Annotated in this window: 9 protein-coding genes; 1 reads left to right on the top strand and 8 read right to left on the bottom strand. The window is 68.5% G+C overall.

Annotation, left to right across the window (positions count from 1 at the left end; genetic code table 11):
* Positions 1-85: 85 nt before the first annotated feature.
* The 6 genes from AC1VNM_RS22050 to AC1VNM_RS22075 form a co-directional block, all read right to left on the bottom strand.
* Positions 86-5,506, bottom strand: a complete 5,421-nt coding sequence (locus AC1VNM_RS22050) for a diguanylate cyclase (RefSeq protein ID WP_483108305.1) — start codon at positions 5,504-5,506, stop codon at positions 86-88.
* A 269-nt stretch (positions 5,507-5,775) separates the two neighbouring features.
* Complete coding sequence (locus AC1VNM_RS22055; protein ID WP_483108306.1) at positions 5,776-6,426, bottom strand: redoxin domain-containing protein; 651 nt, start codon at positions 6,424-6,426, stop codon at positions 5,776-5,778.
* A gap of 68 nt (positions 6,427-6,494) precedes the next feature.
* The gene (locus tag AC1VNM_RS22060) at positions 6,495-8,669 is read right to left on the bottom strand and encodes a protein-disulfide reductase DsbD family protein (protein WP_483108307.1); all 2,175 of its coding nucleotides are present in this window, start codon (positions 8,667-8,669) and stop codon (positions 6,495-6,497) included.
* A gap of 311 nt (positions 8,670-8,980) precedes the next feature.
* The gene (locus AC1VNM_RS22065; protein WP_483108308.1) at positions 8,981-9,427 is read right to left on the bottom strand and encodes an SRPBCC family protein; all 447 of its coding nucleotides are present in this window, start codon (positions 9,425-9,427) and stop codon (positions 8,981-8,983) included.
* Between the two features lie 169 nt (positions 9,428-9,596).
* Entirely contained in the window at positions 9,597-10,217 is a 621-nt protein-coding gene (locus AC1VNM_RS22070; RefSeq protein ID WP_377158868.1) for an RBBP9/YdeN family alpha/beta hydrolase, read from the bottom strand.
* 31 nt (positions 10,218-10,248) lie between these two features.
* A complete protein-coding gene (locus AC1VNM_RS22075) occupies positions 10,249-10,467 on the bottom strand; it encodes a TOBE domain-containing protein (RefSeq protein ID WP_377158865.1) in 219 nt (72 codons plus the stop codon).
* Between the two features lie 284 nt (positions 10,468-10,751).
* Here AC1VNM_RS22075 and AC1VNM_RS22080 point away from each other — a divergent pair, with 284 nt between their 5' ends.
* Positions 10,752-11,810, top strand: a complete 1,059-nt coding sequence (locus AC1VNM_RS22080; protein WP_483108309.1) for a S1/P1 nuclease — start codon at positions 10,752-10,754, stop codon at positions 11,808-11,810.
* 67 nt (positions 11,811-11,877) lie between these two features.
* Here AC1VNM_RS22080 and AC1VNM_RS22085 read toward each other — a convergent pair whose 3' ends face one another.
* Both AC1VNM_RS22085 and AC1VNM_RS22090 read right to left on the bottom strand, forming a co-directional pair.
* Positions 11,878-12,210, bottom strand: coding sequence for a helix-turn-helix domain-containing protein (locus AC1VNM_RS22085; protein WP_483108310.1), 333 nt, complete (start codon positions 12,208-12,210; stop codon positions 11,878-11,880).
* Entirely contained in the window at positions 12,191-12,577 is a 387-nt protein-coding gene (locus AC1VNM_RS22090) for a type II toxin-antitoxin system RelE/ParE family toxin (protein WP_483108311.1), read from the bottom strand. Before AC1VNM_RS22090 ends, AC1VNM_RS22085 begins: the two co-directional genes overlap by 20 nt.
* Positions 12,578-12,849 lie beyond the last annotated feature (272 nt).

Here is a 12,849-nt window from a genome sequence, read left to right on the forward strand (position 1 = left end):
GACGCCGTCGATCGTCGTCGGCGGTCGTGTGAACGCCGGTGGCCGCCGACAGGTCCAAGGCCGCCGCGCGCGGCGCTGGTGACGCTCAGGACTGCCGCTCGACGCGGTTGCGACCGCCGTCCTTCGCGCGATACAGCGCCTGGTCGGCACGACCGAGCAGCTCCTCCACCCGCAGATCCTCCGGTCGCAGCGCCGTCACGCCGAAGCTGGCCGTGAGCGACGCCAGCGGCGAGCCCGGTTGCAGCGCCAGCCCGCTGATCTCGATGTGATGCCGCAGGCGCTCCACCAGGTGCGTCGCGTCCTCCAGCGAGGTCTGGGGCAGCAGCAGTCCGAATTCCTCGCCGCCGAGCCGGCCCAGCAGGTCCTGCTTGCGCACGATCTGCGCGCACAGCTGCACCAGGTGGCACAGCGCAGCGTCGCCGCGCGCGTGGCCCAGCGTGTCGTTGATGCGCTTGAAGTGGTCGACGTCCATCATCACCAGCGACATCTCCAGCCCGTAGCGCCGGCTGCGCGCCAGTTCCGCGTCGGCATGCTCCAGGAAGCAGCGCCGGTTGGCCGCGCCGGTCAGCGCGTCCGTCGTCGCCAGCCGCTGCAACTCGATCTCCAGGCGTTTGCGGTCGGTGAAGTCCACGAGCGTGCTCAGCACCGACGGCGCGCCGTCGTACACCACCGGCACCATCGACAGCAGCATCCACAGCTCGCTGCCGTCGGCCGCCAGCAGGCAGATCTCCTCGCCCTGCAGCCGGCCTTGTTCCTTGAACTTCACCTGCATGCGGTCCCGCTCGCCGGGCTCGCGGTAGAAGCTGATCGCCGGCTTGCCGACGAGGTCGTCCAGCGGACGTCCCACGATCGCCGCCGACGGTCCGTTGGCATACACGATCAGCGCATCGTGCTCGCGCGTCACAACCATCGGGATCGGCGCGTGATCCAGCACCGCGCGCAGACGCTCCTCGCTGTCGGCGAGTTCGCGCGTGCGCTGCGCCACGCGGCGCTCGAGGTTGGCGTTGAGCTCCTGCAGCTCGGCCACCAGCCGCGCGTTGTCCACGGCGTTCACGACGTTGGCGCACAGCAGCTCCAGGAAGCTCACGCGCGCCTCGGTGAACACGCCCGCCGCGGCGGCGTTCTCCAGGTACAGCGCGCCCACCGTCTGCCCCTGCTTGAGCAGCGGCAGCGCCAGCACCGAGCGGGGCGGCGAGGGGTGGCGCTGGAAGTAGTCCTCCATCGTCGACAGACCGCGCGCGTCGACGATCAACTCGCGCCGGCCGTCGCGCAGCACGCGGCTCATCAGCGTCAGCGGCAGTTGCTGGCCCGCGCGCTCCAGCGGCAGTTGCTCCAGCAGGTGCAGCGTCGGCGACTCGCCGAGCGTCGCTTCCGCCTGCAGCACCCAGCGCGAGGCGCCCGCCGTGCCGCTCGCCAGCACGATCGCCGCGCGCTGCGCGCCGGCGCTCTCGGCGACGACCTCCAGCAGGCGGCGCAACAGGCGCGGCAGATCGGGCTGGCTGCTGATCGCCTGCACCGCCTTCGTCAGCGTGCTGAGATCGGCGGCATCGGCGCGGATCTCGCCCCCCTCGGCGCCTGCGTCGATCGAGGCGTCCCGGTCTTCGGCCGGCAGCGACATCGCCTCGCCCGCGAGCGCCGTGATGCCCCAGTCCTTCCAGGTCTTCTGCAGCCGCCATCGGGCCTGACCGGCGCGCGCCGGCGCGCGGTCTCGCCACGCGTCGACCTGCGCCCGCAGGACGGCCGCCACGTCGAGCGGCGTTCCCTGCGGTCCCTCCGCCGCTGCCAGCGCCTGGGCCAGCAGCCGATCGATCTCTTCCTCCGGCGCGGCCGCCAGCATCGCCTGCTGCGCCAGCAGCAGCGCGATGCGGTCGTGCAGATGACCGGGACCCGCGTCGCACCAGCGTTGCAGGCGACGCAGCGCGTCGTCCTCGAGCGCCTGATCGCGCGCACCGCCCGCCAACGCAACGCGTTGCGCGGCCCACGCGGCGATGAAGAGCAGCAGCGATTGCGCATGCATGCCGCGCCCCGCGGCGAAGCGCGCTCGCGCCTCCAGCGCCAGGCGCAGCGCGGGCTCGGGCCGATCGGCGATGAAATGCAGCACCGCCTGCCAGCCGTGCAGGAACATCAGTCCGGTCTGGTCCTGACGCTCACCGTAGGTCCGCGCGAGCGCCTCCATCCCCTCGAAGCCATCCTCCGGCAACCGGGGCTGCCGCAACGCGCGCACGAGTCCGAGCAGCGCGTCCTCATAGTCCGCCGCGACCGGCTGGCGCATCGCGCGCAGGCGCTGCCCGTGCGTGACCAGCTGATCCTCCAGCGCCGGCAGCGGCATGCCCGACAGCAGCGCATGCACGTCGTGGACGTACAGGCCGAGGCCCGCATGGCGCAGGTTGCCGAACTCCAGCCCGTTGCGATGCGTCTGCATCAGGCCGTCCATGCTGACGCGCAGCCCCTGCACCCAATGGCTGAGGAAGGCGTGGAACGAGAAGCCCGCGTGCGCGAAGACCTGCATCCAGCCGTGCCGCTCCACGAGCGCCGTCGACATGCGGCCCAGGTCGTGGGCGAAGCGGTAGTCGCCGAGGAATTCCGCGCACATCAGGCCCAGCACCGAATACGCCGACAGCGCCTGCGGCACGTGGCCGTGGTCGACCATCAGCCGGACCTGGAACAGCGTCAGCAGCGGCAGCAGCGCCGGCCGGACGATGTAGGCCGCGGCGGTCATCTTGGCGGCGATCGAGATCAGCAGCAGCCGCTGCTCGTCGCGCATCGGTCCGCGTTCGGCCAGCGTGTCCAGGCCGATGGCGGCGATCTCCTGCTGCAGGGCGGCCAGCAGCTGCATGACCTGCCCCATCGCGTCGGGACCGCCGGCGCGCGGCAGCTCCGCACCGAGCAGCAGGAACAGCTCCAGTCCGAGGTCGACGGTCTCCGCGAGCCGACCCTGCGCGTAGAAGGCCTCCATGCGGACTTCCAGCAGCCGCGCGCGTTGCGCGTTGTCCTCGGCATCGGCGATCGCCGATTCGAGCAGCGCGTCCATGCGGGCCGGACGCCCGGCCAGATAGGCCATCCGCGCCGCGTGATGCAGCCAGGCGGCACGATGCGGCGAGTTGGGCGCCAGCTCGAGCGCGAGCTCCGCGTAATCCGCCGCCGGCTCGAAAGCGGCGGCGTCCATCGCCTGCCGGGACGCCAGGGCGTTGAAGCCGGCCAGCGCCTGGCGTTCCGCGTCGTGGTGGGCCTCGTGCAACAGCAGGCGCGACGCGTTCAGGTGATGCAGCACCGTGTAGGGAAGCGGCACATCCGGATGCAAGGCGCGATGACCGTCGCGCAGCAGCCGGCCGATGCGCAACTGCAGGGCGGGACGCTGGTCGGCCGCGATGCGCTGCAAGGCCGCCTCCTGCACGCGGTCATGGGCGAAGGCATAACGGACCGACTCGCTGGCATGGCCTTGCAGCTGCGGCGCGTAGCGGTACAGCGCGCTCGCCGGCACCAGCAGCTGCGCCTGCAGCGCCGGCAGCAGATCGGTGGCGAGCAGATCGGCCGGGACATCGAGCGCGGTGGCCAGGCTGTCGAGCCCGAAGCCTGCGCCCAGCAGCGCCGCCACGCTCAGTGCCTGCCGCGTCGTGTCGGGCAGACGCTCGAGCTGCTGCAGCATCAGCGCGACGACGTTGTCCGCCGTGCGCGTGGCCGCGATGCGCTCCAGCGCGTGATCCCAGCGCTGCGCGGTGGCGTCGTAGTGGATCAGGCCGCGACGGACCAGGTCCTCCAGCAGCCGGCGAAGGAAGAACGGATTCCCCGCCGTGCGGGTCTGGCAGAGGCGCGCGAGCTCGTCGAGTCCCGCGTCCTCCTCGGCCGGATCCCGACGCAGGCTGTCGGCCAGCAGATGGCGCGTGTCGTCGAGTCCGAGAGGGCCGACGCGCAACGGCATGAAGCGCTCGCCGAGTTGCTGACGCAGTTCCGCCAGTTCCTGCGCGACCGGATGACCGGGCGGGACCTCGTTGTCGCGATAGGCCACGACGAACAGCGTGTGGCGCAAGGTCGCGTCGTGCAGGCATTCGCGCAGCAGTCGGCGCGAGGCGCGGTCGGCCCATTGCCAGTCGTCGAGGAACAGCGTCTGCGGCTCTCCCTCGCGCGCCAGCGCGGCGAAGCCCTGGCTGACGGCGCGCAGGAAGCGGTTCTCCGCCTCAGCCGGGCCGACCGGCATCAGCGGTGCATCCAGGGCCAGCAACGGCGTCATCTCCGGCAGCGCCTGCGAGAGCAGCGCGGCATTCGCGCCGAGGCGCTCGCGCAGCCGAACGCGCCAGACGGTCTGCTGAGGCGCGGGCAACGCCAGCACCTGCGCGGCGCGCTGGACCAGCAGGTGCAGCAGCGGACCGTACGGACGGTCCTGGCCGTACTGGTTGAACTTGGCAGCCGCGAAGTGCCCGCGCTGCGCGAGCAGGCTGCGTTGCGCCGCCAGCACCAGCGCGGTCTTGCCGATGCCGGAGAAGCCCGACACGGCCACCAGTCCCGCACCGCCGGCCTGCCCCTGGGCGGCGTCCTCGAAGGCCAGCCCCAGTTGCGCCTGCGCCGATTCGCGGCCGTAGAGGCGCCCGCTCGGCTGGAAGCGCACGGCCGCGTCGCCCTGTCCGGCCTCGAAGCCCGGCAACCCGCGGCCCTGCTCCAGCGCCGCCTCGCAGAGCTGCAGGTCGTGCCGCAGCGCCTGGTGGCTCTGGTAGCGGCCTTCGGGCTCCTTGTGCAGGCAGTGCGCGACGACCTGCGCCAGCGGCGCGAAAACCTGGTGATTGCGCGTCGTCGCCATCGGCGCCGCGAGCGCCAGATGCGCATGCACGGCGCGCGCGGGATCGTCGATGTCGAATGGCGGCGCGCCAGTCAGTGCTTCCAGCAGCGTGGCACCGAGACTGTAGAAATCGGCCCGGTAGTCGACATCGCGGCTCATGCGACCGGTCAGCTCCGGCGCGAGCGTCGCGAGCGACGCCTCGATCAGTTCAGCCCGCTGGACCAGCGGTCGCTCGCGCTCGATCTCGGCGGCGAGCCCGAGGTCCGCGATCAGCACCTTGCGCGCGTCACGGCCCGCGCCGGGCAGCAGCACGATCTGGCCGGGTCCGAGATTGCGGTGGATGAGGCCCTGTCCGTGCAGGTGCTGGAGCGCCTCGACCAGGTCGAGCGCGATGCGGATCAGCGCATCGTTGCCCAGCGTGCCGCGGCGCAGGCGGTGTCGCAGGGTCTCCGCGCCGAGATCGGGCAGCAGCAGCGCCGGACGGCCGTCAGGCGCGATCCACGCCGAGGGACGCAGGATGAAGGCGGGGTCGAGGCGCTGGGCCAGCTCGAACTCGCGGCGCAGCCGGGCCACGGCGGCGGCATCGGCGCGGGCGTCCCGAAGGCGCTTGAGCAGCGCCGTGCCGCCTTGGCCATCGCCGACCCGGACAACCTCGCTCCGGCGGCCCTGGTGGAGCATCTGCTCGGCCTGCCAGGCACCTGGGTCGGTCGCCTCCCACGCTCGTCTGTCCTTCATCCCATCCGCTCTCTGTTGTCCACGGACTGTAACGGCTGGCTACGACGGGCCAGCCTTCCTCCACCGTCAAGGCGACGACGCCCGCGGCAGGAAGCGGAAGAAAGCGACAGATCCGCCCGGCTTCGTGGCGTGGCGTGCACGGCGCTGTCCGCGTGCGGGCACGGGACCCGCGGCAGATCACCGATTCGATCAAGAAACGAAGCGGCGAGGACCACTGGATGCGGCCCTCGTTCATTGGCGCCTGGCGGCACTGTCCGTTGCAATCGGCTTCAGCTGCCGTACTTGATCGAACAGCCGTAGGGCTTGGTGCTCGCGTGCGTGATCTTCTTGCCGGCGGCCAGCTCGCCCAGCGCCGTCTTCACGTAGGGATCGGCCTTGGCGATGTCGTCGGCCTTGGCGGTCGCGATGCTGTCGATGCCGCCCTTGTAGACCAGCACGCCTTGCGGATTGACGATGAACAGGTGCGGCGAGGTCTGCGCGCCGTAGGTCTTGCCCAGCTGGCCGCTCGGATCGAGCAGCACCTGCGTCGGCGCCGCGCCGCGATCCTTGTTCAGCTTCGTCGCCGTCGCGCCGTCGACATGGCCCTGCTGGCCGGGTGCCGACGAGATCACCTGCAGCCACACGACGCCTTGCGCGGTGGCCTCCTTCTGCAGCGCCGGGATGTTGCCGCTGCCGTAATGCTTCTTCACGAAGGGGCAGTCGTGGTTGGTCCATTCCAGCACGACGGTCTTGCCCTTGTAGCTGTCCAACGTGACCGTCTTGCCGTCTGCCGTGGTCGCGCTGAAGGCGGGCGCGGGCTGGTCGATCTGCGCTTGCGCATGCGCCAGTCCGGTCATGGCCATCGACGCCGCGATCGCGGCACCGGCCAGCACGGCGCGCCGCGACAGCGCGCCGCGGAACGAGGAGGTCATGGAAGTCATCGGGTGATTCATGGCGAGGTCTCCAGGATGAAAACAGCGATAGGACGGGAACGGCGTGGGCCGGCGGCTCAGGAAGTGCCAGCCCTCAGGGCCGTGGTGACGATGCCGGGCGTCAGCAGCTGCGGCAGCACCTGCGCGCCGCTGCCCGTCCCGGCCGGATAGAACAGGTACAGCGGCACGCCGCTGCGGTCGTGCTGCTTCAGCAGCTCGGTGATGCGGGGGTCCTGACGGGTCCAGTCGCCCTTGAGGTAGGTCACGCCCTGCTTCTCGAAGGCATCGCGCACTTCGTCGGTGGACAGCGCGACGCGCTCGTTCACGAGACAGGTGATGCACCACGACGCGGTCAGGTTCACGAACACCGGCTTGCCTTGCGCGCGCAGCTGGGCCAGACGTTCGGGCGAGTAGGGCTCGTGATCGGCAGCTGCGGCTCGTTGGGGACCGCCCGATGTCGCCGCGTCTGGTGACTCGGTGCCGCCGATCGCCGACAGCATCGGCAACAGCGCCGCGGCCGCCACCAGCGACGCGATGGCTGCGCCCGTGCCGGTCCATTGCCAGCGCGACGACGCATTCCGGCTCACCGAACGGATCCAGGCGGCCAGCGCCAGCAGGCCCATGCCCGCGAGCGCCACCAGCACACCCATCGGTCCGGCCTGCTGCGCAATCACCCACACCAGCCAGATGGCCGCCGCAAACATCGGGAATGCAAGCGCCTGCTTGAGCACGTCCATCCAGACACCGGGACGAGGCATGCGTCGCTGCAGCGCGGGCCACCAGGCCAGGGCCAGATAGGGCAGCGCCAGACCCAGTCCGAGCGACAGGAAGACGGCCATCAGTTCCGCCGCTGGTTGCGCCAGCGCATACGCCATCGCCGCGCCCATGAACGGCGCCGTGCACGGTGTCGCGACCACCGTCGCGAGCACGCCCGTGAAGAAGCTGCCGGAGAGGCCGGGCTTGCTCGCCAAGCCCTGTCCCACGCCCGCGAAACCCGCACCGATCTGCAGCTGGCCTGCCAGCGACAGGCCCAGCACGAACATCAGCCAGGCCAGCAACAGCACGAACAGCGGCGAGTGGAACTGGAAGCCCCAGCCCACGCTGCCGCCCGCGCCGCGCAACGCCAGTAGCACGCCGCCGAGCGCGGCAAAAGCGATCAACACGCCTGCGGTATAGGCCAGACCCTGGCGGCGATGCTCGCCGGCATTGCCATGCAGAAAGCCCAACGCCTTGATCGCCAGCACCGGGAACACGCAGGGCATGAGGTTCAGGATCAGACCGCCGATCAACGCTAGACCCATTGCTCCCCAAAGGCTGATGCTGGATCCGCTGGCGGAGGATGTGCCCGCCGTTGACGCCTCCACCGATGTCACGACCGTTGCAGGCGTCGTCGACGTCGGCGCCGTTGCCGTGCCGCTGACCGGCAGGCTGACTTCCCATGCCTGGCCATCCACCAGCAGCAGCCCGTTCAACGGCTTGCCGGCAGGGGCGGGTGCTTCACCGACCGGCGCGCGCAATCGCCAGTCATCACCGACGCGGTCGAGCTGCGGCTTCGCGGCATGCTGCACGCGACCCCAGTCCTGCGGCATGAACAGCGCCTGCTTGACCTCGGGCGTGGCCGACGCGGGCCACGTCACGAGCAGGTCCTTTCCCTCCAATCGGGCAGCGGCCTGGAACGATGCCTTGCCGGGCAGGGCGGCGTGCGCGGTGGACAAGGTGGTCGCTTCCGCCGAGTCCTTCGCTGCGGCACCGATGGGAATCGACAACGCGAGCGTCGCCTGCTGCGGGATGCATTCCTCGCGGCAGACGAGCCAGGAGGCTTCGGCGGTCACGGTCGTCGTCTGTCCTGGGGTCAGGTCTTGCGGCAGGCGGACTTCGGTCAACAACAGGACCTGGTCCTCGTAGCCGTAGTTGGTGATGGGACCGACGTCGAAGCGTTTGGGTGCTGGCCAGAGGATCTGGCCGGCGGTCGCGCCCTTGGGGAGCGTCCATTCGATGCTGGTGGGCTGGCCGGAGTCGCCGGGATTTTTCCAGTACGTGTGCCAATGGGGCGCGATGCGTTGTTCGAGCGCGAGTAGCAGCGTCTGGCCTGGTGCCACCTGCGAGGACGCGCTGATCAGCCGGACCTGGACCTCGTCGGTGGCGGAGCGATCCGTCGGAGGTGCGGCGTCCGCGGCGGACGCGAGGGTGACCAGCGCGACGAACGTCGTTGCCGCTGCCGATCGCAGGAGGTTCAAGGGAACAAGTCGCATGGGCGCGATGCTAGGCAATGGTCCTGACCCTCACAAGGCGTCGACCTTCCTTGTTTCCTTACTTCCACGATTCGAGGAAACCGGAAAAGCCGACATCCGCGATCCACGCCACCCGTGAAGTCGCCAAGAAAGGGGAGGTCAGCGGGTGCGAGTGGGGCCGGAATGGGGCTTGGGGGTCCAGGAGGGATCCCCCATGCCCCGTGGAGAGCCCGCGCTTGGCCAAGCGGTGTCCAGGGACCTCAAAAAGCGCAAAAACCAGCGCACAAAAACGCTGAGAGCCTGACAACCCCTGCCAGGAATGAACGCTGGAATCAGCCGTTCGGAATATCCGGTTCAACAAGTTGGGCAAGCAGGGTCAAGGACTCCTGCCAGCCCAGATAGCAGGCTTGGGCAGGGATGACATCGGGGATGCCTTCCTGCGTGACGTTCATTTCGGTCCCGCAGAAAACGGCCGTCAGCTCGATGGTCGTCGTCATGTCGCCGGGCAGATTGGGGTCGTCGAAACGGCTCGTGTAGCGGAGCTTCTTCCCGGGCTCGAGCTCGAGGTATTCCCCGCCGAAGCTGTGCGACCCGCCGGCCGAGAGATTGGTGAACGACATGCGCCAGGTGCCGCCGACCCTCGGATCCATGTGATGCATGGTGCCGGTGAACCCATGCGGCGGCAGCCATTTGCACATCGCGGCCGCATCGGTGAAGGCGCGATAGACGCGTTCCGGCGGTGCTTTCAGGACGCGGTGCAGACGGATGGTGAAGGGCATCGGTGTCTCCTGGATTCGTTCGCGAATGGAGAATCACCATAGCCTCGGAACGTGTCCGGCGCGAGACCCCGCGCCCCTGACAGGGATTCCACGGAGGAGGGTGTCTTGCGACCGCGGCTCACCGCGGTTGACCGCGGCTCACCGCGGTTGACCGCGGGTCAGGCCTTGCTCAGACCGAGAACGACCACTCCAGGATGCCGGCGCGCTCGGGCCGGCGCTCTCGCGCGGCACGCGCCTTGGCGGCCTCGACCCAGCGCTTGGCCAGCGGGAACGGTCCGAAGCCGGACTCCGTGTTGATGTGTCCGACCAGGCCGATGTTGCTGTAGCTGCTGCCCCAGCGCGTGGCCCAGCGCAACGCGCTCGATGCGCTCATCCAGGGATCGTTCTGGCTGGCGATCAGTGCCGTCGGACGACCCAGTCGCTGGTGCGGCAGGCTCTCCGCCAGGCCGAACTTGTCCGGCTCCGCCGGCGCGACCAGCAGCGCCTCGCGCACCGGCGAGTCCGGATGACGCTGCAGGTGATGCGCCAGCGCCAGGCAGCCGAAGCTGTGCGCCACGACGATCCATTCGCCGGGGCCGGCGTTGTCGATGCGCGCATGGATGCGCTCCGACCAGCGCTCCAGATCCGGATGGCTGAAATCGCGCTGGCGCACCCGGTGCGCGTCGCGGTACTGCTGCTCGAGCCAGCTCTGCCAATGCGCCGGCCCGCTGTCGTGCAGGCCGGGGATGATCAGCAGGCGCGGCTCGGCGCTGCCGTTGTGCTGTGTCGCACGGAGAGGGTAGAGCGCCATGGCGATCTCCTGCTTGACTCGGGCCAGCGGCTCACAGGGTGGCGATCGACACCTCGGTGGACTTCACCAGCGCGACGACTTCCTTGCCGACGGTCAGGTTGAGCTCCTTCACCGAGCGCGTCGTGATCACCGACGTGACGATCAGGCCGCCGGCGGTCTGCACGTCGACTTCCGAAACGACCGGACCTTCGACGATTTCCTTGATGGTGCCGCGGAACTGGTTGCGGACGTTGATGGCGGTGATGGTCATGTGAGGGGCTCCTGAAAAGATGGGGACCAGCTTAGGCAGCGGGGCTCATTTGCCGAACGAAGCGCTTGATGGATCAACATGCGCTGGCCGCATAAGAGGCGTGGGAGGGCGTGGGAGGGCGAGAGCGGTAAAGCGGAGGTAAAGCCGGTGTCGCCGCTGCGCGATGCGCCCCGCCGGCGCCGTCACGCGGGAATCTCCGTTGAAGGCTGTCACGGAGCCCCGTGCACAATCCGCCATCCCCTGCCGGCCGCCGCCGGCGCATCGTTCGACATGGGTTTCTTGTCATGACCAAATCGTTTGCGCGCGGCCTGGCCGCGTTGTCGCTGATGGCCGTTTGTTGCGGTCAGGCCTTCGGATTCGGGGCCGTCGGCCACAACACCGTCGGTGAGATCGCCGCCCAGCTGATCAAGGGCCACCGCGCCGAAACCGAGGTCAAGCGCATCCTCGGTCCGGTCTCGCTGCGTGACATCGCCGTGTGGGACGACTGCGTGAAAGGCATCGACACCGGCAACGACTTCAAGTACGCCGTGACCGGTCGCTTCGCCGAGTGCGCGGTGTTCGAGAACAACGCCGAGGAAGAAGCCCGGATGCGCGACTACGTGAAGCGCAACTTCGAGCAGTGCCAGCCCAAGCCGGGCGAGGAGTCCTGCAACAAGCAGTACCACTATGCCAACGTCGCCATCCAGCGTGGCCGCTACATCCCCGGTGCGATCGGCACCAGCGATCATGACCTGGTGCCGGCGCTGAAGGCGGCGATCCTGGTGCTGAAGACTGGCAAACAGACACCGCCGATGGACTTCAACGAACGGGAGGCGCTGGCGCTGGTCGTGCATGCGATTGGCGACATGCATCAGCCACTGCACATGGGTTCGTTGTACCTGGACGCGGACGGCAAGCCGTATGACCCGGACACGCAGGGGGCGGACGCGCAGACGCACACGGTGGGCGCAAACGCCATCACGCTGCCGAAGCCGGACGGCACCCCGGGCGGCAACCTGCACAGCTTCTGGGACGGGCTGCCGGGTCGGCTGAGCGCCGAGCAACTGGCGGCGATGCCCGCACTGGCCAAGGACGTGCCGCCCTCAACGGGCAATCCGGACGACTGGCCCGTGCAGTGGGCAAGCGAGTCGCTGCTGGGGGCGCGCGATGCGTTCGACGGCATGAGCTTCGGCGCCCGCCAGCAGAGCCTGCGAGGTCCACGCTGGCTGGCCACGCCTCCGGCGGGCTACGACGCTCGCAGCCTCGAGCAGACGCGTCTGAACGTCATCAAAGGCGGCGCCCGCCTGGCGCAGATGCTGGAGAGCATCTGGCCGGACAAGGCTGAGACGACGAACAAGAAGTGATCGCCCAACCCAGATGACCGAAAGCCCCGCATTGCGGGGCTTTTTCATTTGTGGGCCAAGGTGGACCTCAAGCGATCAGCGCTTCGACCCCTTTCGATTCGACAAGTTGCAGGAGACGGAGCGCGGTGCCCGTCGGTTGCTTGTTCGCTTTGGGAGACTCCCACTTCTGGACCGTCGACACGCTGACGTTCAGGAATGCCGCAAAGACTGATTGGCTCATCTTCGCCACACGAGTGCGAATGGCCGCGATCTGTTCGCAGGTGTACGCCGGTGGCGGCACGCAAAGTGACCTGATTTTTGCCATGCTGGACTTCGACATCAGCCCATAGGAATTCAGATCCTCAGCGAACTCGAGCAAATCGCGCAAGATGCGCGCGTTCTCAGGGTCCTTCGTTGCCATTGCAGATCTCCTTCAAGCGGCCATCAAGGATCGACGCAGCGAGGTCCGCCAAGCTCATGCCTTGCAGCTGAACTGCAATCGCCAGCGCGACGTCAATCGCCTCATCAGAAAAATCAAATCCAGGTTCGTTCTTCTCCCGACCCGCCACGAAGAAGACAGCACCTGCATGTCGCTTGGCGACGAGCGCCCGAAGGCCTCCACGCTTTCCGCGACCTGCCACCGCAATCCGCTTCTTGCACAAGCCATGGCCCAGATCCGCCTCGAAGCGACCGGCCTCGATGTCCCGGGCAGCCAGACACAAAAGGCAATCAGGAATCAACTTTTTCGCCCATCGATCGAACGCACGCGTCTTGAAAACCCTCTTCACCTGACCTCCAAACTGTAGCACCAAGTGCCATAGTCTGGCCTTTAGGTTCGACGCTGTCGCTGGCTCAAATCTGCGCTTTTGATCTTGATGGGCAGGCCTGTGCACAACCCTGGGGATAAGCGATGAACAACTGGCAGGTTGTCCACATCGGTTCCGCGGCGCCAGAACTTGTTGTCTTTCCATCCCGCAGTTGCACCGGGTTCGGCCCACACCATTGCCCTGCTCGCAAGTCCTTGTTCCGACAAGCAATTCGGGCGTTGTCCACACGAACC

It is taken from the genome of Mitsuaria sp. MSU3D (assembly GCF_056867975.1).

Excerpts from the sequence above, each read along its gene's own strand:
- AC1VNM_RS22050 (WP_483108305.1), bottom strand. The coding sequence starts at position 5,506 with ATGAAGGACAGACGAGCGTGGGAGGCGACCGACCCAGGTGCCTGGCAG.
- AC1VNM_RS22055 (WP_483108306.1), bottom strand. The coding sequence starts at position 6,426 with ATGACTTCCATGACCTCCTCGTTCCGCGGCGCGCTGTCGCGGCGCGCC.
- AC1VNM_RS22060 (WP_483108307.1), bottom strand. The coding sequence starts at position 8,669 with ATGCGACTTGTTCCCTTGAACCTCCTGCGATCGGCAGCGGCAACGACG.
- AC1VNM_RS22065 (WP_483108308.1), bottom strand. The coding sequence starts at position 9,427 with ATGCCCTTCACCATCCGTCTGCACCGCGTCCTGAAAGCACCGCCGGAA.
- AC1VNM_RS22070 (WP_377158868.1), bottom strand. The coding sequence starts at position 10,217 with ATGGCGCTCTACCCTCTCCGTGCGACACAGCACAACGGCAGCGCCGAG.
- AC1VNM_RS22075 (WP_377158865.1), bottom strand. The coding sequence starts at position 10,467 with ATGACCATCACCGCCATCAACGTCCGCAACCAGTTCCGCGGCACCATC.
- AC1VNM_RS22080 (WP_483108309.1), top strand. The coding sequence starts at position 10,752 with ATGACCAAATCGTTTGCGCGCGGCCTGGCCGCGTTGTCGCTGATGGCC.
- AC1VNM_RS22085 (WP_483108310.1), bottom strand. The coding sequence starts at position 12,210 with ATGGCAACGAAGGACCCTGAGAACGCGCGCATCTTGCGCGATTTGCTC.